At 60.7% G+C, this 20,605-nt stretch carries 22 protein-coding genes; 12 read left to right on the top strand and 10 right to left on the bottom strand.

What is annotated here, in order from left to right:
• Positions 1–8 precede the first annotated feature (8 nt).
• Positions 9–695, bottom strand: a complete 687-nt coding sequence (locus ACEN2R_RS12265; protein ID WP_442042576.1) for a chromosomal replication initiator DnaA — start codon at positions 693–695, stop codon at positions 9–11.
• A 3-nt stretch (positions 696–698) separates the two neighbouring features.
• Positions 699–1,766: an AI-2E family transporter gene (locus ACEN2R_RS12260; protein ID WP_442042574.1), complete on the bottom strand. Its 1,068-nt coding sequence runs from the start codon at positions 1,764–1,766 to the stop codon at positions 699–701.
• A gap of 152 nt (positions 1,767–1,918) precedes the next feature.
• On the opposite strand from ACEN2R_RS12260, the gene proS reads away from it, so the two are divergent.
• From proS to ACEN2R_RS12235, 5 genes are all read left to right on the top strand, one after another.
• Positions 1,919–3,256 (top strand): proline--tRNA ligase, encoded by a 1,338-nt coding sequence (gene proS / locus ACEN2R_RS12255; protein ID WP_442042572.1) that lies wholly within the window; start codon positions 1,919–1,921, stop codon positions 3,254–3,256.
• A 196-nt stretch (positions 3,257–3,452) separates the two neighbouring features.
• Positions 3,453–4,739 (top strand): lipoprotein-releasing ABC transporter permease subunit, encoded by a 1,287-nt coding sequence (locus tag ACEN2R_RS12250; protein WP_442042570.1) that lies wholly within the window; start codon positions 3,453–3,455, stop codon positions 4,737–4,739.
• Entirely contained in the window at positions 4,732–5,409 is a 678-nt protein-coding gene (locus ACEN2R_RS12245; RefSeq protein ID WP_442042568.1) for an ABC transporter ATP-binding protein, read from the top strand. Before ACEN2R_RS12250 ends, ACEN2R_RS12245 begins: the two co-directional genes overlap by 8 nt.
• Before the next feature lie 96 nt (positions 5,410–5,505).
• Positions 5,506–5,898, top strand: a complete 393-nt coding sequence (locus ACEN2R_RS12240) for a c-type cytochrome (RefSeq protein ID WP_442042566.1) — start codon at positions 5,506–5,508, stop codon at positions 5,896–5,898.
• Positions 5,899–6,018: 120 nt separating this feature from the next.
• On the top strand, positions 6,019–6,441 hold the full coding sequence (locus ACEN2R_RS12235; protein WP_442042564.1) for a c-type cytochrome: 423 nt from the start codon (positions 6,019–6,021) through the stop codon (positions 6,439–6,441).
• Positions 6,442–6,480: 39 nt separating this feature from the next.
• Here ACEN2R_RS12235 and parE read toward each other — a convergent pair whose 3' ends face one another.
• Positions 6,481–8,445 carry a DNA topoisomerase IV subunit B gene (parE, locus tag ACEN2R_RS12230; RefSeq protein WP_442042562.1) on the bottom strand — a complete coding sequence of 655 codons (1,965 nt, stop codon included), beginning with the start codon at positions 8,443–8,445 and terminating at the stop codon, positions 6,481–6,483.
• Between the two features lie 146 nt (positions 8,446–8,591).
• On the opposite strand from parE, the gene ACEN2R_RS12225 reads away from it, so the two are divergent.
• The gene (locus tag ACEN2R_RS12225) at positions 8,592–9,491 is read left to right on the top strand and encodes an NAD-dependent epimerase/dehydratase family protein (RefSeq protein ID WP_442042560.1); all 900 of its coding nucleotides are present in this window, start codon (positions 8,592–8,594) and stop codon (positions 9,489–9,491) included.
• 142 nt (positions 9,492–9,633) lie between these two features.
• Positions 9,634–11,007, top strand: coding sequence for an MATE family efflux transporter (locus tag ACEN2R_RS12220; RefSeq protein ID WP_442042558.1), 1,374 nt, complete (start codon positions 9,634–9,636; stop codon positions 11,005–11,007).
• Here ACEN2R_RS12220 and ACEN2R_RS12215 read toward each other — a convergent pair.
• The 3 genes from ACEN2R_RS12215 to ACEN2R_RS12205 all read right to left on the bottom strand — a co-directional run bounded on the left by ACEN2R_RS12215 (position 10,997) and on the right by ACEN2R_RS12205 (position 13,832).
• Positions 10,997–12,001: a hypothetical protein gene (locus tag ACEN2R_RS12215; protein ID WP_442042556.1), complete on the bottom strand. Its 1,005-nt coding sequence runs from the start codon at positions 11,999–12,001 to the stop codon at positions 10,997–10,999. The two genes, ACEN2R_RS12220 and ACEN2R_RS12215, sit on opposite strands and share 11 nt — an antisense overlap.
• Positions 12,002–12,211: 210 nt before the next feature.
• Complete coding sequence (locus ACEN2R_RS12210; RefSeq protein WP_442042554.1) at positions 12,212–12,622, bottom strand: hypothetical protein; 411 nt, start codon at positions 12,620–12,622, stop codon at positions 12,212–12,214.
• Positions 12,623–12,629: 7 nt separating this feature from the next.
• Positions 12,630–13,832 (bottom strand): pyridoxal phosphate-dependent aminotransferase, encoded by a 1,203-nt coding sequence (locus ACEN2R_RS12205; protein WP_442042552.1) that lies wholly within the window; start codon positions 13,830–13,832, stop codon positions 12,630–12,632.
• 85 nt (positions 13,833–13,917) lie between these two features.
• On the opposite strand from ACEN2R_RS12205, the gene ACEN2R_RS12200 reads away from it, so the two are divergent.
• From ACEN2R_RS12200 to ACEN2R_RS12190, 3 genes are all read left to right on the top strand, one after another.
• A complete protein-coding gene (locus tag ACEN2R_RS12200) occupies positions 13,918–14,364 on the top strand; it encodes a helix-turn-helix domain-containing protein (protein WP_442042550.1) in 447 nt (148 codons plus the stop codon).
• On the top strand, positions 14,361–14,624 hold the full coding sequence (locus ACEN2R_RS12195; RefSeq protein ID WP_442042548.1) for an FAD assembly factor SdhE: 264 nt from the start codon (positions 14,361–14,363) through the stop codon (positions 14,622–14,624). The genes ACEN2R_RS12200 and ACEN2R_RS12195 overlap by 4 nt, the downstream gene beginning before the upstream one ends.
• A gap of 90 nt (positions 14,625–14,714) precedes the next feature.
• Positions 14,715–15,212 carry a MarR family winged helix-turn-helix transcriptional regulator gene (locus tag ACEN2R_RS12190; RefSeq protein WP_442042546.1) on the top strand — a complete coding sequence of 166 codons (498 nt, stop codon included), beginning with the start codon at positions 14,715–14,717 and terminating at the stop codon, positions 15,210–15,212.
• On the opposite strand, the gene ACEN2R_RS12185 is transcribed toward ACEN2R_RS12190, so the two are convergent.
• The 4 genes from ACEN2R_RS12185 to ACEN2R_RS12170 all read right to left on the bottom strand — a co-directional run bounded on the left by ACEN2R_RS12185 (position 15,206) and on the right by ACEN2R_RS12170 (position 18,818).
• A complete protein-coding gene (locus ACEN2R_RS12185) occupies positions 15,206–15,922 on the bottom strand; it encodes a DUF1194 domain-containing protein (RefSeq protein WP_442042544.1) in 717 nt (238 codons plus the stop codon). The genes ACEN2R_RS12190 and ACEN2R_RS12185 overlap by 7 nt on opposite strands.
• A 26-nt stretch (positions 15,923–15,948) precedes the next feature.
• On the bottom strand, positions 15,949–16,377 hold the full coding sequence (locus ACEN2R_RS12180) for a VOC family protein (protein ID WP_442042542.1): 429 nt from the start codon (positions 16,375–16,377) through the stop codon (positions 15,949–15,951).
• 64 nt (positions 16,378–16,441) lie between these two features.
• Complete coding sequence (locus tag ACEN2R_RS12175) at positions 16,442–17,803, bottom strand: surface lipoprotein assembly modifier (RefSeq protein WP_442042540.1); 1,362 nt, start codon at positions 17,801–17,803, stop codon at positions 16,442–16,444.
• 4 nt (positions 17,804–17,807) lie between these two features.
• A complete protein-coding gene (locus tag ACEN2R_RS12170) occupies positions 17,808–18,818 on the bottom strand; it encodes a hypothetical protein (RefSeq protein WP_442042538.1) in 1,011 nt (336 codons plus the stop codon).
• A gap of 334 nt (positions 18,819–19,152) precedes the next feature.
• On the opposite strand from ACEN2R_RS12170, the gene ACEN2R_RS12165 reads away from it, so the two are divergent.
• Entirely contained in the window at positions 19,153–19,983 is an 831-nt protein-coding gene (locus tag ACEN2R_RS12165; RefSeq protein WP_442042536.1) for a thymidylate synthase, read from the top strand.
• Between the two features lie 2 nt (positions 19,984–19,985).
• Complete coding sequence (locus ACEN2R_RS12160) at positions 19,986–20,468, top strand: dihydrofolate reductase (RefSeq protein WP_442042534.1); 483 nt, start codon at positions 19,986–19,988, stop codon at positions 20,466–20,468.
• The last annotated feature ends 137 nt before the right edge of the window (positions 20,469–20,605 follow it).

Below are 20,605 nucleotides of genomic sequence, written 5' to 3'. Positions count from 1 at the left end.
CATGACAACTATGCGTCTCCGCGTTCAAGATTGTCCAGCACCTCTGCCGCCATGGATTGACCGATGGCGCGGCCCTCTCGCAGGGCGCGCTGGTCCAGTGTCTGCACGATGGTTTGTGCCGCAGCAAACGACCGTTCCATACGCCGCAACAAGTAGCCGATCAACGCGGGGGACACGGCAAGCTGACGGTCCGAGAACAGCTTCAGCAGCACAGCCGCCAACAGCGCATCATCGGGCGGATCAAGCGTGACGACAGAGGTGCCCTGCATCCGGCTGGCCAGATCGGGCAGCGCAAGGCGCCAGCGCGTGGGGGCGTCGGTGCCGGTCAACAAAAGTGCGCCGCCGCCGGCCTGCAACAGATTGTGCAGGTGAAACAGCGCCTGTTCCGGCTCTGCCTGCCCCGCGATCAGCGGCACGTCCTCGATCACCACATGTGATTGTGCGGCAAGGGTGTCGACGCGGTCCAGCGTCAGGTCGCGGGCGGGCACGACGGTGGCCGCTGCCTCGACCGCCCAGACATGGGCAAGGTGGGTCTTGCCCGATCCGGTCTGGCCCGCAAGCACCAGCTTGCCGTTCGGCCAATGCGCCCAGTCCGTGACGGTGGCCACGGCAACCGCGTTGGCGGGCGAGACATAGAAATCATCGCGCCCCAGTGCGGCTCTGCCTGGCAGGTCGAATGTCAGTTGTTGCGGCATGGGTTACTTGGTCTTTCCACCTTCAAGACCGCGGTACAGCAAACCGTTCTTGTATTCGGCCACGGCAAAGCGGGCGATGACGCCCAGCGATGCCGCGACGGGAACGGCGACCAGCATGCCGACAAACCCGAACAGCGCCCCGAACACCGACAAGGCAAAGATCAGCCAGACCGGGTGCAGGCCAACGCTGCCGCCGACCAGTTTCGGGGTCAGGATGTTGCCCTCGACCATCTGGCCCGCGATGAAAATGCCGCCGATGACCGCCAGCATGACCCAGTCGCCCCAGAACTGGAACACCGCCAGCGCCAGCGCCAGACCGCCGCCAACCACAGCGCCGACATAGGGAATGAACGAGATAAGACCGGCGATAGCCCCCACAACCGCGCCGAATTGCAGCCCCGCCAGCATCAGTGCTGCGGCGTAATAGGTGCCAAGGATCACGCAAACCGTGCCCTGCCCACGGATGAACGCGGCCAGCGTCCGGTCGATCTGCTTGGCAAGACTGCGAATTACAGGGGCATGGTCGCGCGGCAAAAGGTCGTCGACCTTGGCCACCATGTTATCCCAGTCGAGCAGCAGATAGAACGCCACCACAGGCACGATCACCAGCAGGACAACGATGTTCAGCAGGCTCATTGCCGACGACACAAGGCCGTTCAGCACCTCGGCGCCCCGCGATTCAATCGCGGTGCCGATGCTTTGCAGCGATTGCCGCACAGTGCTGCTGGAATCCATCAGCGATGGGAACCGCTCTGTCAAAAAGGCCTGAAGGCTCTGGAACAGGTCCGGTGCCGCACCGATCAGGGCGGTGGTTTGCTGGATCAGCGTCGGAATGACCAGAAGCGCCAGAAGGATGAACAGGATAAACGCCAGAAGGGTGATGATCACGGTGGCCACGGCACGGCTGGTGCCCAGACGCTCTATCCGGTCGGCGATCGGGTCAAGGCAATAGGCGATGGCACCGCCCAGCACAAAGGGCAGGATCACATTGCCCAGAAACCACATCGTCAAAAGGAAGGCCAGTGTGGCGATCCCCCAATAGGTGACTTGCTGTCTGACGGGTAATCCCATGCCGATTTTCCTTATCCCAGAATGTTCTTCGCCCAAGGGGCGCAATCTTGCAAGGGCTCTGCTAGATTTGCGCGATCATCCCGCCCGCTTGCCTGACCCGTTGCGATGGCTTAGACGGGGCGCGAAAGCATTCCAGAGCAAAGAGCACCCCCATGCGCCTCAGCCGATATTTCCTGCCAGTTCTCAAAGAAACGCCATCCGAGGCGCAGATTGTCAGCCACCGATATATGTTGCGCGCCGGCATGATCAAGCAGCAGGCGGCGGGCATCTATTCCTGGTTGCCGCTGGGCTACAAGGTGCTGAAGCGGATCGAGCAGATCGTCCACGAGGAACAGGCCCGCGCGGGGCATATTCCGTTGCTGATGCCGACGCTGCAACCGGCGGACCTGTGGCGTGAAAGCGGCCGTTACGACGATTACGGCGACGAGATGCTGAGGATCAAGGATCGCGGCGGTCGCGACCTGCTTTATGGTCCCACGAACGAAGAGATGATCACCGATATTTTCCGCTCGAATGTCAGCAGCTACAAAGATCTGCCGCTGACGCTCTATCATATCCAGTGGAAATTCCGCGACGAGATGCGCCCGCGCTTTGGGGTGATGCGGGGGCGCGAGTTCCTGATGAAGGACGGCTACAACTTCGACATCGACAAAGACGCGGCGATCCACGCTTACAACCGTCACATGGTCAGCTATCTGCGCACCTACGAACGGATGGGCCTGAAGGCGATCCCGATGCGCGCCGACAGCGGCCCGATCGGCGGCGAGGACACGCATGAATTTCTGGTGCTGGCCGATACCGGCGAAAGCGAGGTCTTTTATGACAGCGCGATCCTTGATCTGAATTTCGGCGGCCGTTCGGTGGATTACGACAACCGCGAGGCCTGCGCCGAGATCGTGACCGAATGGACCACGCCCTATGCGCGGACAGACGAAACCCACGACGCCGCCTTGTTCGATGCAATCCCCGAAGAGCGCCGCAAGACGTCGCGCGGGATCGAGGTCGGGCAGATCTTCTATTTCGGCACCAAGTATTCGGACCCGATGGGTGCAACAGTGGTCACGCCTTCGGGAGAGAAAACGCCGGTGCACATGGGGTCGCACGGGATTGGTGTCAGCCGCCTGCTGGGCGCGATCATCGAGGCAAGCCACGACGACAAGGGCATCATCTGGCCCGAAGGCGTCACGCCGTTCCATTGCGGTATCGTGAACCTGCGTCAGGGCGACGATGAGGCGGACGCCGCCTGTCTGGCGCTTTACCAGTCGCTGACCGCACTGGGGCTGGAGCCCTTGTATGATGACCGCGACGAGCGGGCAGGTGCAAAGTTCGCAACGATGGACCTGATCGGTCTGCCATGGCGCATCACCGTCGGCCCGCGCGGGCTGAAGAACGGCGTTGTCGAGTTGACCTCGCGACGCACCGGCGAAAGCGTAGAGATGACGCCCGCGATGGCGGTGGCCAAAGTGGCCGAAATCTATGCCGGTATCTGATCCAAAGGAGGCGCGTGCCGCGCCATTCTTATAAGCACTTCGTGCGGTTTTGCGCTTCGCGCGAGGATATTTTTCCAAGAAGAGACTGGATGTTCTTCTCGGTCAAAATACTCTCGCGCGAAGCGCATCCGGCGTGGCGGCTTGACCCTTGCCTTTGAACAGCCCATCGTCGCCCATAACAACAAGGAGCAGATATTTGGCTGGTAGAACCGCCCCTTTCGCGCGATTCGAGTGGATGATCGCCTGGCGCTACCTCAGGGCCAGACGGGCCGAGGGCGGGGTCAGTGTGATGACCTGGATTTCGCTTATCGGCATTACATTGGCGGTCTTTGCGTTGATCGCGACTTTGGCCGTCCGGTCGGGGTTCCGGGCCGAGTTCATTGACACGATCGTAGGGTCGAACGCCCATGTGACCGTTTACAATGCGACGTATGTGAACGAGGGCGGCCAGACGACCCGTGTGATGCCTGACTATACCGATGTCGCCGCGCGTGTGCGCGACGTTGCCGGGGTGACGCGCGTGGCGCCCTTGATCAAGGGGCAGGTGATGGCCAACGCCAACAGCAGTAATGCGGGCGTTCAGGTGTTCGGGATTACGCTGTCCGATCTGAAGGGCATCCCGCGGATTGCCGATCCCGAAACCGGGCAGGGCGATATCGGGCGGTTCGATCAAGGCGTCGCCATCGGATCAGGTGTCGCGTCCGAACTGGGGTTGGGGCTGGGCGACCGGATCAAGCTGATCTCGCCCGACGGGGTCAAGGGGCCGTTCGGCACCACGCCACGGGTCAAGAGCTACGACGTGGTCTATATTTTCAGCGCCGGTCGCTATGATATCGACCGCACGCGGATCTACATGCCTTTCACAGAGGCGCAGAGTTATTTCAACCGCGAGGGTGTCGCGGACGAGTTGGAAGTGATGGTCGAGCATCCCGAAACCGTCGACAGCCTGTCTGGCGCCTTGATCGCGGCGGCGGGGGATCGTGCGCTGGTCTGGACATGGCAGGACGCGTCGGGGGCGTTTCTGCGGGCGCTGGACATCGAGGACAACGTGATGTTCGTGATCCTGTCCATTCTGGTGCTGATCGCCGCGATGAACATCATTTCGGGGTTGATCATGCTGGTCAAGAACAAGGGGCGCGATATCGGAATCTTGCGAACGATGGGTTTGACCGAAGGGTCGGTTCTGCGGGTGTTCTTCATTTGCGGTGCCTCTACCGGCTTGATCGGAACGGCCATGGGCGTTGCTTTGGGGTGTCTTTTTGCCGTCTACATCGATCAGGTCTTTTCGCTGGTGAACTATGTGTCGGGCGGCGGTGTCTGGGACCCGTCCATTCGCGGGATTTATGCCTTGCCGGCCAAGTTGCAGGTGAACGACGTTCTGTCCGCTGTGGCCCTGTCGCTGGGGTTGTCGTTCATCGTGACGATCTTTCCGGCGCGGCGCGCGGCGCGGATGAACCCGGTAGAGGCGTTGCGGTATGAGTGATCCTGCGCTGGTTCTGGACGGGGTCGAGAAGGCCTATAACGAAGGCACGCCCGCCGAGGTGATCGTGTTGCGCGGCGCGTCATTGGTCGTGCAGCCGGGAGAGATTGTTGCGCTGGTGGCCCCGTCGGGTGCGGGCAAATCGACGCTTTTGCATATTGCGGGGTTGCTGGATACGCCCGACGCGGGGCTGGTGCGAATCGGGGGTGCCGATATGACCCATCGCCGCGACGCCAAGCGGACAGAGGTGCGCCGCGCCGAGGTGGGGTTCATCTATCAGTTCCACCATCTGCTGCCCGAATTTTCGGCACTGGAAAACATCGTGCTGCCGCAGCTGGCCAATGCCGTTCCGCAGGCGCAGGCCGAGGCGCGCGCGATGGATCTGTTGACCCGTGTCGGCGTGCAGCATCGGGCGCATCACCGCCCCGCCGCCTTGTCGGGCGGAGAGCAGCAAAGGGTGGCGTTTTGCCGGGCATTGGCCAATAGCCCGCGTCTTTTGCTGGCGGACGAGCCGACGGGGAACCTTGATCCCGCCACATCGGATCAGGTGTTCGCGGCCCTGCTGGATCTGGTGCGGGGCACGGGGCTGGCGGCACTGATCGCAACCCATAATCTGGATCTTGCCGGTCGTATGGACCGGATATTGCGGATGGAAGACGGGCGGCTGGTCTAGGGTGCTGCGGTTGCGGGCGCGGGCCTGACATGGATCAATGCGCCGGGTTTGCGGGCATGGTGGAGTGCAGTGGACACAGAAGGGGAGACACGATTCATGCGTAAACTGGGGGCGATCCTGACCGCTTTGACACTTGCGGGTTGCGTGCCGCCGGTCGAGGTGGGGCGCACGACCTATGCCGATACATGCGCGGCCTGTCACGGGCCTGCGGGCAAGGGCGACGGGCCGTTGGCGGGCGAGATTGGCAAGCTGCCACCGGACCTGAGCACATTGTCGGCACGCAATGGCGGCACATTTCCGAAGGTCTATGTGATGTCGGTGGTTGACGGATACACCCGCCGCGGCAACCACGCGAGCCTGATGCCAGAGTTCGGGACCGATCTGGGCGAGGGGGATCTGGTGTTGGTTCCCACAGGCGAGGGGATCTACACACCGACGCCGAAACGTATCGTGGCAATCGCGGCTTTTCTGGAAACGCTTCAGGAATAACACCCGTTCGCGCACCCGCGCCAGTGCATCTCGAGGTTTGGCCTGCGTTGCGTTTAGTCAAGGCATTTTTCCACATAACCGGCACATTGACGGCATGTTCATCCATTCAGGGAGATTGCCATGACACGCCGTATTCCATTGATTTCACTAACCATCGGGGGGGTAATGTTTCTGGCATCTGCCGCTTCGGCACAGGAATCCACCCTTGGCCGCGCTGAGTTTCAGGCCCGCTGCGCTGTGTGCCATGGTGACGATGCCAAAGGCGGTGGTCTGGTGGGAGAGTTGTTCGCGATAAAGCCCAAGGATCTGACCCTTCTGGCAAAAGAAAACAACGGCGCGTTCCCGTTTTCAGAGGTCTATCAGGCGATCAACGGTCGCCGCGAGATTGCGGGTCATGGCCGATCGGAAATGCCGGTCTGGGGCGAATATTTCAAAGAAGACGCGCTGGAGGACCGCTCGTCGATCTATGGCAGCGACGCGGAACACATCGTGCAGGGGCGGATCTTGTCGCTGGTCTACTATTTGCAGGGCCTTCAGGAATAGGCGCGGCCAGAACGATCAGGCCCACGCCGATCCGCAGCCTTACACATCCAGTTCTTCGACGAACTGGGCGTTCTCGCTGATATACTGGAACCGCATCTCGGGGCGTTTGCCCATCAGACGCTCTACCAGGTCACCGGTTTCGCCCGGTTCGTCCTCGTCGATCGTGACGCGGATCAGCTTGCGGGTTTCGGGGTTCATCGTCGTGTCTTTCAGATCCTTCGCGTCCATCTCGCCCAGACCCTTGAAGCGCGACACGTCGATTTTGCCTTTGCCGCCCAGACCTTTTTCCATCATCCGGATCTTTTCCGGCTCGTCCACGCAATAGACCCGTTTGGCCCCCTGCGTCAGGCGGAACAGCGGCGGGCAGGCCAGATACAGATGCCCGCGGTCGATCATCGGGCGCATCTGGGTGAAGAAGAACGTCATCAACAGCGCCGCGATATGCGCCCCGTCGACGTCGGCGTCGGTCATGATGATGACCTTGTCATAGCGCAGGTCCTCGACGTTGAACTTGGTCCCCATGTTGACGCCAAGCGCCATGCACAGGTCGTTGATCTCGGCGTTGCCCGACATCTTGTTCGAGGCCGCGCCCAGCACGTTCAGGATCTTGCCGCGCAATGGCAGCAGGGCCTGTGTCTTGCGGTCGCGGGCCATTTTCGCCGATCCACCAGCCGAGTCGCCCTCGACGATGAACAGCTCCGTGCCCTCGCGGTTGGAATTGGAGCAATCGGTCAGCTTGCCCGGCAGGCGCAGTTTCTTGGTCGCGGTCTTGCGCTGGGTTTCCTTTTCGGCGCGGCGGCGCATCCGCTCCTCGGCCCGCAGGACCAGAAAATCAAGGATGGCGCCAGCGGATTTCGTATCCGCCGCAAGCCAGTTGTCAAAATGGTCGCGAACAGAGTTTTCCACCAGACGCGCGGCTTCCTCGGTGGCAAGGCGGTCCTTGGTCTGGCCGACGAATTGCGGCTCGCGGATAAAGACCGAGATCACCGCACAGCCGCCCGCCATCATATCCTCGCGGGTGATGTCCTTGGCCTTGCGGTTGTTGACCCGTTCGCCGTAAGCGCGGATGCCTTTCAGGATCGCCGCCCAAAAGCCGGATTCGTGTGTGCCGCCCTCTGGCGTCGGGACGGTGTTACAATAGGACTGGATGAACCCGTCGCGCGACGGGGTCCAGTTGATTGCCCATTCGACAGACCCCACCGTTTGCGGCCCGAATTTCTCGGAAAACCCGACCTTTCCCGCAAAGGGGCGGTCGGCGTAGGTCACGGATTTCTCCAGCTGCTCGCCCAGATAATCGGCAAGGCCACCGGGAAAATGAAAGGTCGCGGTCAGCGGCGTTTCGCCATCGTCGATCGCGGTTTTCCAGCGGATTTCGACGCCCGAGAACAGATAGGCCTTGGACCGGACCATCTTGATCAGCCGCGCCGGTTTGAATTTCAGCGCACCGAAGATCTGCGCATCGGGGTGGAAGGTGACGCTGGTGCCGCGCCGGTTCGGGGCCGCACCCGCCGCCCGCACCGGCCCTTGCGGGATGCCGCGCGAGAACTCCTGCACGAACAGTTCCTTGTTGCGCGCCACTTCGACGCGAACATGATCGGACAATGCGTTGACGACGCTGATGCCGACACCGTGCAGGCCACCAGATGTCTCGTAGGCCTTGCCGCCGAACTTGCCACCCGAATGCAGGGTGCACAGGATCACCTCCAGCGCGGATTTGCCGGGGAACTTCGGATGCGGGTCAATCGGAATACCGCGCCCGTTGTCGCGGATTGTCACGCTGTAATCGGCGTTGACCTCGACCTCGATCCGGTTGGCGTGCCCGGCCACGGCCTCGTCCATAGAGTTGTCCAGCACCTCTGCCACCAGATGGTGCAGCGCGCGTTCATCCGTGCCGCCGATATACATGCCGGGGCGTTTGCGTACGGGTTCAAGCCCCTCAAGCACCTCGATAGAGGAGGCGTCATAGGTCTCTGGCGCGGTGCCGTTCAAAAGATCGTCGGACATGGGTGGTGCTCGATATTTTTGTTGGTTTTGCTGGCCTGTGATTAGACCATTCAGGGCCACATGGTGCAATGGGCAAAGTCGGCTTGAAGCACTTTGCCGTCGCGCGATATAGTGGGCCACGGCACAGGCATCAGGGAGACAGGGCAATGCGCATTCTATTCACCGGCGGCAGCGGCAAGGCGGGGCGGCATGTGGTTGCCTATCTTCTGGCGCAGGGGCACCGCGTTCTGAACGTCGATCTGGTGCCGCTTGCGCTGGATGGCGTCGATAACCTGACGGCCGACATCACCGACAGCGGGCAGATGTTCAACGCGTTGACCTCCTACGCGGGGTTCGACGAGCTGGAGGCGGGCACCGGCGTGCCGGCGTTCGATGCCGTTGTGCATTTCGCCGCCGTGCCGCGTATCCTGATCTGTCCCGACAATGAAACCTTCCGCGTCAATACCATCGGCACCTACAACGTGATCGAGGCTGCGGTAAAGCTGGGCATCCGCAAGGTGGTCTTTGCCTCGTCCGAGACGACCTATGGCGTCTGTTTCGCCGATGGCGTGATCGACCCGCATGTACTGCCCTTGGAGGAGGACTACGATGTGGACCCGATGGATAGCTACGGCCTGTCCAAGGTGGTCAACGAAAAGACGGCGCGCGCGTTCCAGCGGCGGTCCGGCTTCGACATCTACGGCTTGCGGATCGGCAATGTGATCGAACCGCATGAGTACGACCGCTTTCCCGATTTCTTTGCCAATCCGGCACAACGCAGGCGCAATGTCTTTTGCTACATAGATGCGCGCGATCTGGGCCAGATCGTTGATCTTTGCCTGAAAACCGACGGTCTGGGATTCCAGATGTTCAATGCCGGCAATGACGAGAATTCGGTGAACATGCCCAACGCGGACATTCTGGCGGACTTCTTTCCCGATGTCCCGTTGTCGCGAGACCTTGCCCCGCACGAGGCGCTTTTTTCCAATCGCAAAATCCGCGAGATGCTGGGGTTCAGGGAGCAGCACAGCTGGCGCAATGTCGTGCAGGACCCGCGACGGGACTAACCCCCTACTGCCTCTTCTTGGAAAAATATCCTCGCCGAAGGCGGGTGCCGCGCCACAATACTTGACCGGTTGATCAAAACCGCTGCTGCCACCACTTGCCGCATGCGTCCAACTGCCCTAATCGGGATGGATGAGCACGCCCATGACATATAAAGGCCACGCCCGCGCGACGCTGGCCTTGGGTCTGCCGCTGGTCGGCAGCCATGTCGCGCAATTCGCGGTGCATGTGACTGACACGATCATGCTGGGCTGGTATGGCATTGCAGAACTCGCAGCCGTCGTTCTGGGCGCGTCGAGCTTTTTTGTGATCTTCATCATGGGGTCCGGTTTCGCACTGGCCGTCATGCCGATGGTCGCGACCGCAGCCGGTGCCGACGACGACGTTCAGGTGCGTCGCGTGACGCGCATGGGGATCTGGCTGTCGTTGATTTACGGAGTGCTGGTGCTGCCGCTGTTCTGGTATTCGGGGTCTTTGCTGGTGGTTTTGGGGCAGAACCCCGACATCGCCGCGATCACACAGGATTACCTTCGCATTGCGGGCTTCGGGATTTTGCCGGCGCTTCTGGCGATGGTGATGAAAAGCTATCTGGCCGCGCTGGAACGGACGCAGGTCGTTCTTTGGGCGACGATTGCCAGCGTGGTCCTGAATGCGGGCCTGAACTGGATGCTGATCTTCGGCAACTGGGGCGCGCCGGAACTGGGTGTGCGCGGGGCGGCGATCGCCACGATCGGCACGCAGCTTCTGTCGTTGGTGATCATTCTGGCCTATTCGGCCCTGCTGCCCTCGCTGCGCCGCTATACGTTGTTCATCCGCTTCTGGCGGCCCGATTGGGGCGCCTTTGCAGATGTCTTTCGTCTTGGCTGGCCGATCGGGCTGACCAATCTGGCCGAATCCGCCCTGTTCGCCGCATCGGCCCTGATGATGGGATGGATCGGCACAAGGGAACTGGCGGCGCATGGCATCGCGCTGGAAATCGCATCGGCCACCTTCATGGTGCATCTGGGCCTGTCGAACGCGGCAACGGTGCGGGCGGGGCGGGCCTTTGGCGCGGGTGACCAGACGGGGCTGCGGCGGGGCGGGGTGATTGCCATTGCGCTGTCCGTCGGCGTTGCCTGCCTGACGATCCTGTTGTTTCTGGGCATACCAGAGGTGCTGATCGGCGCGTTTCTGAACGAGACCGATCCCGCCCGCCCACAAATCATCGCCATCGGCGTGTCGCTGCTGGCGGTCGCCGCGTTGTTCCAGCTTGCCGACGGGGCGCAGGTCATGGCCTTGGGTCTGTTGCGCGGGGTGCAGGATACGCGCGTGCCTCTGGTGATCGCCGCATGCAGCTATTGGCTGGTTGGGGTGCCGGCCAGCTATGTGCTTGGGTTCACCTTTGGTCTGGGCGGGCCGGGAATATGGCTGGGTCTGGTTATCGGGCTGGTTCTGGCCGCGGTGTTGCTGATGGTACGGTTCTGGACCGGCAAGGGACGCGCGGCGGTTATGGTGCCGCGCGCTGGCCTTATTCCGTAGTCGTCAATTCAACTGTGGCACTCTCTCCGGTTGCGACATCGACGTCGTAAACCGGTTCTTCCTCAGCGACCGAAACGTCCGTTGCGAGGGTGGGCAGATCCAGAAGGCGGTGCAGTTCGGCCAAAGCCTCGGGCGAAAGCGCGCGACCATTGGATGCGGCCAACAGGGCATCCGCCTGATCTGTTTCTGCCGTCGTTTCCGCGTCTTTCAACGTTTCAATCTGCCCCTCAAGCATTTTGCTGTCCATCTCGAAGGTTTCAGCAAGCGCCAGCTCGTCATTCAGCGCCAAAAGGGCGTCTTCGTTCTCGATGGCCAAAGGGTCCAGTTTCGCAATATCGTCATTGATCTCGGCAGTGGTCCGCCCGTCGTAGCCGCTCTGCAGGGCAAGCAGTGCGTCTTCGGCTGCGATCAATTCGTCCTGAGAAAGCGTGGCCTGATCCAGCAACGCGCGATAGGTCTCGATCCGGCCAACCTGACTGTTGGGCGCGGCGTTCGCGCGGGCCGTGGCGCTTGCGTGGGCCGCGTTCAGGCCCTTAAGCTCTGACGCCAGCGCGCCATGTCCCGAGGCGCCGCGTGGTCTGGGGGTCGGCGAGGCTTTGACGGCGGTTACGACGCTGCGCTGTTGCGCCTTGGCCTTTGCGGTTTGGCCTTTGGTTGCGGCGGATGATTTTTTCGGGCTGAAAATCGCTGCGATGTCACTGAAAATTTTCGGGGAGGCCTGACCGCCTGACGCGGCATGGCCGCCTTTGTTGGTTTTGGCATTGGCGTGGCTGTTGCCGCCGCCCTGATGGCCGTTGTTCGAGGCATCCGAATTGCCGCCACGGTTGCCATTTCCGCCGCCGTTGTGGCCGCCGTTTCCGTTGCCGCCATTGTTGTTGTCATTTTTGGCAACCGCCATGTCGGCTGTCACAACAAAAACGCCCGTGGCAACAGTGCCAAGGGTCAGCGAAGAAACCGCCAGCGCGGCAAGTGTCGAGGTCAATCGGCGCGTCATATGCTATCCTTTCGGTGCCCTATGAGGGCATTTGCCTGGACTGTATTGCCAAAACCTTGACGCGAAATTCAGGCAAAAGTCTGGCATAAGCAAGACGGCAATCGGGCGGCCAGCCGAATGGGCCGTATTCCGCCCGAAGTGCAGGAGCGCCCCGCAGGCGCAAAGCTGATGATCATCCGCGCATGGCGGCGACCGTCCTGCCGTCGCGGATCAGTCCCCGGTCTTGTCCATCAGCCGGTCTGCCTTTTTGCGGACCAGCACTGATCGCAGATCGTGCATCGCCAGCAAAAGCGCATCGGTGACGTTTTCCAGCTGCTCGTCCGTTGCCTTGGATTGCACCCATTGGGTGGTCAGGTTCATGTGGTCGACCGCGCGGTGGATATCGTCGATATCGCGCCGCGCCAGAAGGTCCGTGCGCTCTGCCATCCAGCTGCGGATTGCGGCCATGTCGCCTGCTGACAGTTCCCGGTCGCCTTGCGGTTTCACGTCGTTGTTTTTGATGTTGATCACGGCGATCTGATCCATGTCGATGCGGCGCTGGCGGTTTTCCGTGTCGATCCGGAAAACCACCGCGCCATTCTCGCGGATACGAAAGTAGTAATCGGGCAGGTCGCTTGACATCGGTTCCCTAGCTTAGTCCGGCGCAGAACGCCTGAATTCTGGTGCAGGCCTCTGTCAGGGCCTCGTCAGAAGTAGCGTAGCTGACGCGGAAGTTGGGCGATAGGCCAAAGGCCGCGCCAAAGACCACGGCGACGCCGGTTTCCTCCAGAAGAGCGGTCGCGAAGGCCTCGTCATCCGCTATTTTTGCACCCGCTGCAGTCGTCTTGCCGATGCATCCCGCAATCGAGGGGTAGACGTAGAACGCACCTTCGGGCGTCGGGCAGACGATGCCCTGCGCCTTGTTCAACATGGACACAACCAGATCGCGGCGCCGCTGGAACAGCTTTGCATTCTCGGGGATATAGTGCTGGGTGCCGTTCAGGGCCTCGACCGCCGCGTATTGGCTGACCGAGCAGGGGTTCGACGTTGACTGCGACTGGACCTTGCCCATCGCCTTGATCAGGGCCACCGGCCCCGCCGCATAGCCGATGCGCCAGCCGGTCATAGCATAGGCCTTGGATACACCGTTGACGGTCAGGGTGCGGTCGTAAAGGCCCGGTTCCACCTCTGCCGGGGTGCAGAATTTGAAGTCGTCGAACACAAGATGCTCGTACATATCGTCTGTCATCACCCAGACATGCGGGTGGCGCATCAGGACATCGGTCAGCGCCTTCAACTCGTCCCAGCTATAGCCTGCGCCGGTCGGGTTCGACGGAGAGTTGAACAGGAACCACTTGGTCCTGGGTGTGATCGCCGCCTCCAGCTGGTCGGCGGTGATCTTGTAACCGGTCTGCATCGGGCCTTCGACCACCACAGGTTCGCCGCCCGCCAGCAGCACCATGTCGGGGTAGCTGACCCAGTAGGGGGCGGGAATGATGACCTCGTCGCCGGGGTTCAGCGTCGCCATGAAGGCGTTATACAGAACCTGCTTGCCGCCGGTGCCGACGGTGACCTGCGCGGGGGTATAGTCCAGCGCATTGTCGCGCTTGAACTTGGCGCAGATCGCCTTTTTCAGCTCGGGAATACCGTCAACGGCGGTGTATTTCGTCTTGCCCTCGTGGATCGCCCGAATGGCGGCCTCTTTGATGTTTTCGGGGGTGTCGAAATCCGGCTCTCCGGCGCCAAGGCCGATAATGTCCTTGCCTGCGGCCTTCAGCTCCTGCGCTTTGGTTGTGACGGCAATGGTGGGCGATGGTTTGACGCGGTCAAGGGTCGCGGACAGGAAGGCCATGGTGAACTCCGGTTTGAATGTGCCGGCTTCATGTCTTAGGGTGGTCGCGGAACCCGTTCAAGGGATATCCGCACAGGAGGTATCTATGACCGACACAGAAATCGACACAGAAACCGAGACAGACATTGACTTGGAAACGCCTGGCCATTCTGGCTGGTATAGCGCGGAAAGTGCCACATTCGGCGACCGGATGGCCGGTGCGCGCGACGCGATGAACATGACACAGAACGAACTGTCCAAGCGGATCGGCGTCAAACTGAAGACGATCCGATCATGGGAGGACGACCTTGAAGAACCTCGCGCGAACAAGTTGCAGATGCTGGCGGGGCTTTTGAATGTCTCGATGATGTGGCTTTTGAACGGCGAGGGTGACGGGCTTGACGGGCCTACGGATGAGATGGCATTGGCTCCCGAAGTGACCGAGTTGTTGACCGAATTGCGGAATTTGAAAAGTCAGATGGCGCAGACGGCTAACCGCCTTGGGCTGTTGGAAAAACGTCTGCGGACAGTGTTGAAGGACCCCAACCGATGATCGAAACGGCAGAGCACCGGCTGAAGAAATTGCGTATGCGGTCATGGCGGCGCGGGATCAAAGAGATGGATTTGATTCTCGGGGCCTATGCCGACGCCAAACTGGCCGATCTGGATCCGACGACGCTGGACACCTATGATGCCATGTTGTCAGAGAACGATCATGATCTCTATCAATGGGTTACGGGGCAGGTTTCGACCCCGCCACAGTATTTGAACCTGATCACGGTGATCTCGCGGCACGCGGGTATCGGCGCCTAGCGCAGCTTTCCTGCGTATTTTTCTCGGTTTAACCGAATGTTCGGCTTTTCGTCGCAATCTCTGCAAAAGCAAGGAACGGCGGAGAGCGTAATGAGTGTTCATACCAAACTGGGGGCCCCCCAGACCCAAGGATTTTTGTCGGCCTATCTGGACGCGCTTGCGCTGGTCGAACGGCTGCACCGGCTGTTGCTGGATGTGATCAAGGACGAGTTCGAGCGTGTCGGCGTGTTGGAAATCAACGCGGTTCAGGCGTTGTTGCTGTTCAATATCGGCGAGAACGAGGTGACTGCCGGAGAACTGAAAAGCCGTGGATATTATCAGGGGTCTAATGTGTCCTATAACCTGAAAAAGCTGGTCGATATGGGGTATATGCACCATCAGAAATGCGAAATCGACCGCAGGTCGGTGCGGGTCAGGCTGACAGAGAAAGGCCGCTATGTGCGCGGCGTTGTCACCGGGCTTTTTGCCAGCCACGCCGAGGGTCTGGAACAGCGCGGTGTGCTGAATCCCGACGGCATTGACCAGATCAACACCTCTTTGCGCCGGATGGAGCGGTACTGGATGGACCAGATCCGCTATATTTACTGAGTCGGGCCGTGGGGCGGGGTAAGTTCGGTGAAGGATCGCCCCTGAAGCTCTTTTCGCAGCTTGCGCGTCATCGCCGCCTGAAAGTCCTGAAACCCAAGGGCGGTGATGATGAACGCGTCTGGCCCCTGAATGACCTCGGCGGTGAAATAGGCGGACAGTTCTGCGATAGTGCCCTGCCCTTGGTCGGTTGCCGTTCGGTTGTCGGCCCCGATCACAAGGGCATTCACAGTTGTGCCGGACAGAACTGCGGCACCTTTGACATCGCGGGGGCGGGGGCCGGCATTGGCTTTCCCGTCGCCTGACAGGTCAAGCGTCCGTTTCCAGCAGGTCGGTTGCCCCTGCAACAGGGTCGCGCCATATAGGGCCGCAGATCCAAGGGCTGTCACCGGGGCCATCGCGGCGCGGCGGGTGCTGCGAAGGCGGGCGGTCACGCGGGACAGTGCGGCGACGCTGTCGATCGCCGTCCAGTCCACCAACAGCCGCTGGTCGGTGGTGCCGCTCCACTCGAACACCGACAAAAGCACTGGCACTTCGGGTGCGGTAAACAAGGCCTCTGTCACCGAAGGATCATTCAGTGCGGCGGCCAAACCGTCAAGTTGCAGGCGGTATTCCGTCGCATCGACAGAGCCGGACACATCCAGCCCAAGCGCCAGCGCCTGACGGCAGGATGCCCCGGCATCCGTGCAAACGGCACCCGCGACAAGGGACATGACCCCTGCCGCAAGGATGCGCCGCTTTACCAATGGCCGATGTTCGGCATGCTGGTCCAGGGTTCTGCCGGGGCCAGCTTTTCACCCATCTGCAACAATTCGACCGAGATGTTGTCAGGAGAGCGGACAAACGCCATATGCCCGTCGCGCGGCGGGCGGTTCATCGTGACGCCATTGTCCATAAGATGCCGACACATCGCGTAAATATCGGAAACGCCATAGGCCAGATGGCCAAAATGACGACTGTCCGACGGCAGGCCCGCGTCGCCGTCCCAGTTATAGGTCAGTTCCAGCGGGCAATCCTCGTCGCCGGGGGCGGCCATGAAAACGTTGGTGAACCGACCGCCTTCGCTGTCCCAGCGCCGGGTTTCTTTCAGCCCGAGAAGTTCGTAAAAGGCCATGGATTTCTCCAGATCCTGAACGCGAACCATGGTGTGAAGATATTTGGTCTGCATGATGTGCTCCATTCCAGTGTCCCTCTTATCTAGGGCCTTGGGGGGAACAAGGAAATACGCAGCGCTAGAATGCCGATTGAAATCCGACGCGGACACCGTATTCACGGGTCTCGTACAGGCCGATGTTCGATCGGTTGGACGAGGCGTTCAGGCTTAGGGTCGGGGCAAATCCGTAGTAGTCGACCTTGTCGAAAATCAGGGTGATGCCGCCTTCGATGGTTGTGTCCTGCCGCCCTGCCGCCGAATACGCAGACAGCGGAAAGTCACGCGCCTGAAGGGCCGCAGACAGGACAATATGCGCCGTCAGAACCGGCTTGGGCAGCTGATATGTCGCCGAAACCCGGCGCAACGTGAAATTGTTGTTTTCCGCATCCGATGTGCTGTTCGCGATGTCCAGACCAAATTGCACACGCCCGCCGGTCTTGAAACGCCGCGCATAACTGGTGCCCGCAGACAGGCTATGCACATCCGGTTGATTGGTGTCGCTGATCTGTTTGTCCGCGCCAAGGGTGAAAGACAGGCTTTGATTGTTGGCAAGGGCCAGAGTTTTCGTGGCGCGGCCCTGGATGAAATGGGTATAGGGGCTGCCGCCATACCAGTTCTGACCGGCCCCGATGGACAGGTCCAGCGGGCTTTGCGGCGTGGAGCCAAAGACCCTGCGGGACAGCGAGACAGACGCGGTGCTGAAGGCATAATCGCTGCCCTTGGCCATGGGCGCCTTTGCCTTGGCGTCTTCGGACAAGACGTAGCCGCGCGAAAAATACCTGAGGTTGACAGCCGTCTGCCCCGAATCCGAGGCCGCGAATTTGTAGGTCGTGCTGATGCCGGCGGAAATCTCGGTGCCGGACAGCGCCTGCGCATCACCGCTCAGCTTGAACTCGAACGGCAGGTCGAACAGCCGCGTCGTAGTGTTCGCGCTGCCGTTATTCACGTTCGAGGTGGGCGAAATGTTGAACGACAATGACGTGGACCACGGGTTGCGCGACCGGACATAGGCGAAATCGCGGATCGCAAGCTGCCGCGCCTGATCGGTGGGGGCATGCTGCACTGCACGCCGCAACCAAAGCTGCGCCCGCGTCCGCGCCCCGGCCGAAGACAGGGCCTGCGCCATCAAAAGCGACGACTGGAATTTCTGGTCCGGCGTTTTGGCCAGACGCCAGGCCGCAAGGGCAGAGGCCTTTGACTGATCCACCAACCCCAGGTTGCGCGCCGCGCGGCTGTTGATCAGAAGAGCGAAAAAGTCGGTTCTGTCGCGTTGAAGCAGGGCGTTGGACAGGTCCAGCGCAATGCGGGGCTGGTTTTGCTCGATGGCTGTGACCGCCGTCATGCGCACCTGATCAGGGGTCAGGGTAAGCGTCTGTGCATTTGCGGTTCCAGCCCAAAGCACGACAAGACAGGCTAGGCCAAGATTGGTGGAAATACGCATCTTGTTATGGGGTAGGCTGGCGATATGCGATGAAACCGCCGGTCTCTCGGACGGTTACGCCTGAATAACGCAGATCAGCGCCTTCGACGACGATAACGCCCACCAACTCGTCAGGAGCCGCGCCAGAGAGGATGCCATAGTATTTTCCGGTTTCAAATGTCTGCGTGCCGCCATTCAGAGAGAAAATGCTGCTGTCGATGTTCCCTGCAAGTTCGCCGTTGGTGTCAAGCACACCGGGCCCGACCCTGAACACCAATGTCGGGATATTGCCACCTGCTGCCCGCAGTTCGGAATCTTCAATGCCGCCACCAGACACTGGGTTTGTCTCGATACCGATAATGATACTTGCCGTGATGTCATTTCCTGCCAGATCATAGACCTTACGATTGGTCACGTATCCTTTCACTCCGTCGCCCTCGTTGAAGTCAGCCAGATCGATATCAATATTCACGTCTCCTGTCGCGTATTCCAGATCGGAACGCCCGTTGAAGTCGCGCACAGCGGCGTAGTTTCCCGTGAATTTGGCTTGGCCAGTCGTGGGCAGCGGCAAAGTCACCCCGCTGTTATCCGCGCGTCGGTACACGAAACCGCCAAAGCCGTAGCCGACGTAGCTGCCTGTTCGCACGATGGCGAACTCTACACTGCCACTGGTGCTTTTTCCGTAGATTGCGCGGTTGACGAACTGAGTTATTGGTTGCCCGTTTACATCGTCGACGACCGTCTGCTCATTTTCATAAACCTTGAATGGCGACGCGAGTGTTTGCACCAACGCGGTCGTTGTTTCGGGATAGGCATTTTCACCGTCGAAGGCCAGGTTGTCGACCAGGAATCTGTCAGAGACGGCATCATAGCTGACGGACTGGGCGTAGCCATTGCCATTTCCGTCCTTTGCTTCGTAGCGTTCAATGGCCGACGATGGTGTCGGCGCAATCGTGCCCGGCGGCAGGTCCAGCCCGGTTGCCGGGGCTGTCGGGGTCGTCGTTCCCGTCCCTGCCGCCACGTCATTCCCGTTCAACGGGTTCGATCCCCCGCCGCATGCGGCAAGAAAAACGGTCAGCGGCAAGGCTGCGAGAAATCTGGACATGGCTGCTCAATTCTTTTTTTGTCGATTTGACGGTCACGCTGAACGCGCCCCCGCGAAAAGTCAACAATTCACGAATTTTTGACGGGATTTGATCGCAACCGTTGCGCCCGCGCCGCTTTGTATTCTGGCCGCCGGATGTCGCGGGCTTGGCGGCGTGCCGCGCCATTGTGCCTTGCAGTCTTGGTCCGCGCGGATAAACCATGAAAAACACACTGATTCCATGCGCCGGATCTGTCGGCGTTTGGTCAGCCAACGGGAGGATCCGATGCAACAATACTTGAACGCCCTGAAGACGGTGCGCGACCTGGGGGTGCCCTCGACGGATCGGACAGGCACCGGGACGATTTCGTATTTCGGGTTGCAGTGCCGCTATTCGCTGGCCGACGGCTTCCCGCTGGTCACCACAAAGAAGCTGCATCTGAAGTCCATCGTGCACGAACTTTTGTGGTTTCTGTCGGGCGATACGAACATCAGATACCTCAAGGACAACGGTGTGCGGATCTGGGACGAATGGGCCGATGAAAACGGCGATCTTGGTCCGGTCTACGGGCACCAGTGGCGGCATTTCCCGAAGGTTGACGTGGTCAAGTCCGACGACGCCGACACCCGCCTTCTTTTGGGCGAGGTCGACCAGATCGCAGAGCTGATGCAGACGATCCGCACAAAGCCGGACAGCCGGCGGATGATCGTGACCGCCTGGAACCCCGGAGATGTCGACAAGATGGCCCTGCCGCCCTGCCATACACTCTGGCAGGTCCGCATTCTGGGGGGCAAGCTGCACCTGCAACTGTATCAACGCTCTGCCGACATGTTTCTGGGGGTGCCGTTCAACATCGCGTCTTACGCGCTTTTGCTGGCGATGCTGGCCCATGTGACGGGGTATGAGGCGGGCGATTTCATCCATTCGATCGGCGACGCGCATATCTACAACAACCACGTCGATCAGGTCGCAACCCAGTTGGAACGCCCGATGCGGCCGCTGCCCGAACTGCGGATCGGGCGCAAGGTCGACTCGATCTTTGACTTCAAATTCGAGGATTTCGAATTCGCGGGCTACGACCCCCATCCCGCGATCAAAGCCCCGGTGGCGGTGTAATCATGATCACACTTATCGTTGCCCGCGCCCGCAATAACGCCATTGGCCGCAATGGCGACATCCCGTGGGACGTGCCCGAAGACCTGCGCATGTTCTGGCGCGAAACGACGCAAGGGGCGCTGATCATGGGGCGCCGCACCTGGGAAAGCCTGCCTGTCAAACCGCTGAAAGGGCGCTTTAACTGCGTCGTCACCCGCGGCGATGTGCCCGCCGATGCGGTCTGCCGCAGCGTCGATGAGGCGATCAACGCCTGCTATGCGGCGGGTTACAGCCGGATTTACGGCATCGGGGGGCAGGCGATCTATCAGGCGCTGCTGCCCAGGGCCCACCGCCTGTTGATCACAGAGGTCGATCTGGATGTCCCCGACGCCGACACATGGTTCCCTGACTTCAACGAGCAGGACTGGACCACGGTGCACACGCGAACGCTCCGCGAGGACGGGCCGCGGTGTGTGCTGAAAGAGCGGTTGGTGAAGGCGGGGTAGGGGGCGAGGGGATTTGGCTGGGTAATTTTTTAGGGAGTTTTTGGTGGATAAGATTTATAAAGGGCACCTCGATTTTTACGAGTTTTCAGCTCCACACCTCGGCGCTACCGGTTTGAAGGTGGCCGGAGACCACTGAC

It is taken from the genome of Pseudogemmobacter sp. W21_MBD1_M6, from assembly GCF_052119585.1.
GTDB lineage: Bacteria > Pseudomonadota > Alphaproteobacteria > Rhodobacterales > Rhodobacteraceae > JBGQOJ01.
Note: the sequence above shows the minus strand (reverse complement) of the source record. Positions and strands in the feature narration are given on the sequence as shown.

What these genes read in the sequence shown, in the direction of transcription:
- ACEN2R_RS12235 (WP_442042564.1), top strand. Translation starts at nt 6,019, where the DNA reads ATGACACGCCGTATTCCATTGATTTCACTAACCATCGGGGGGGTAATG.
- ACEN2R_RS12245 (WP_442042568.1), top strand. Translation starts at nt 4,732, where the DNA reads ATGAGTGATCCTGCGCTGGTTCTGGACGGGGTCGAGAAGGCCTATAAC.
- ACEN2R_RS12200 (WP_442042550.1), top strand. Translation starts at nt 13,918, where the DNA reads ATGACCGACACAGAAATCGACACAGAAACCGAGACAGACATTGACTTG.
- ACEN2R_RS12195 (WP_442042548.1), top strand. Translation starts at nt 14,361, where the DNA reads ATGATCGAAACGGCAGAGCACCGGCTGAAGAAATTGCGTATGCGGTCA.
- ACEN2R_RS12205 (WP_442042552.1), bottom strand. Translation starts at nt 13,832, where the DNA reads ATGGCCTTCCTGTCCGCGACCCTTGACCGCGTCAAACCATCGCCCACC.
- ACEN2R_RS12265 (WP_442042576.1), bottom strand. Translation starts at nt 695, where the DNA reads ATGCCGCAACAACTGACATTCGACCTGCCAGGCAGAGCCGCACTGGGG.
- ACEN2R_RS12260 (WP_442042574.1), bottom strand. Translation starts at nt 1,766, where the DNA reads ATGGGATTACCCGTCAGACAGCAAGTCACCTATTGGGGGATCGCCACA.
- ACEN2R_RS12185 (WP_442042544.1), bottom strand. Translation starts at nt 15,922, where the DNA reads ATGTCCCTTGTCGCGGGTGCCGTTTGCACGGATGCCGGGGCATCCTGC.
- ACEN2R_RS12210 (WP_442042554.1), bottom strand. Translation starts at nt 12,622, where the DNA reads ATGTCAAGCGACCTGCCCGATTACTACTTTCGTATCCGCGAGAATGGC.
- parE (WP_442042562.1), bottom strand. Translation starts at nt 8,445, where the DNA reads ATGTCCGACGATCTTTTGAACGGCACCGCGCCAGAGACCTATGACGCC.
- ACEN2R_RS12180 (WP_442042542.1), bottom strand. Translation starts at nt 16,377, where the DNA reads ATGCAGACCAAATATCTTCACACCATGGTTCGCGTTCAGGATCTGGAG.
- ACEN2R_RS12225 (WP_442042560.1), top strand. Translation starts at nt 8,592, where the DNA reads ATGCGCATTCTATTCACCGGCGGCAGCGGCAAGGCGGGGCGGCATGTG.
- ACEN2R_RS12165 (WP_442042536.1), top strand. Translation starts at nt 19,153, where the DNA reads ATGCAACAATACTTGAACGCCCTGAAGACGGTGCGCGACCTGGGGGTG.
- ACEN2R_RS12215 (WP_442042556.1), bottom strand. Translation starts at nt 12,001, where the DNA reads ATGACGCGCCGATTGACCTCGACACTTGCCGCGCTGGCGGTTTCTTCG.
- proS (WP_442042572.1), top strand. Translation starts at nt 1,919, where the DNA reads ATGCGCCTCAGCCGATATTTCCTGCCAGTTCTCAAAGAAACGCCATCC.
- ACEN2R_RS12175 (WP_442042540.1), bottom strand. Translation starts at nt 17,803, where the DNA reads ATGCGTATTTCCACCAATCTTGGCCTAGCCTGTCTTGTCGTGCTTTGG.
- ACEN2R_RS12160 (WP_442042534.1), top strand. Translation starts at nt 19,986, where the DNA reads ATGATCACACTTATCGTTGCCCGCGCCCGCAATAACGCCATTGGCCGC.
- ACEN2R_RS12190 (WP_442042546.1), top strand. Translation starts at nt 14,715, where the DNA reads ATGAGTGTTCATACCAAACTGGGGGCCCCCCAGACCCAAGGATTTTTG.
- ACEN2R_RS12220 (WP_442042558.1), top strand. Translation starts at nt 9,634, where the DNA reads ATGACATATAAAGGCCACGCCCGCGCGACGCTGGCCTTGGGTCTGCCG.
- ACEN2R_RS12240 (WP_442042566.1), top strand. Translation starts at nt 5,506, where the DNA reads ATGCGTAAACTGGGGGCGATCCTGACCGCTTTGACACTTGCGGGTTGC.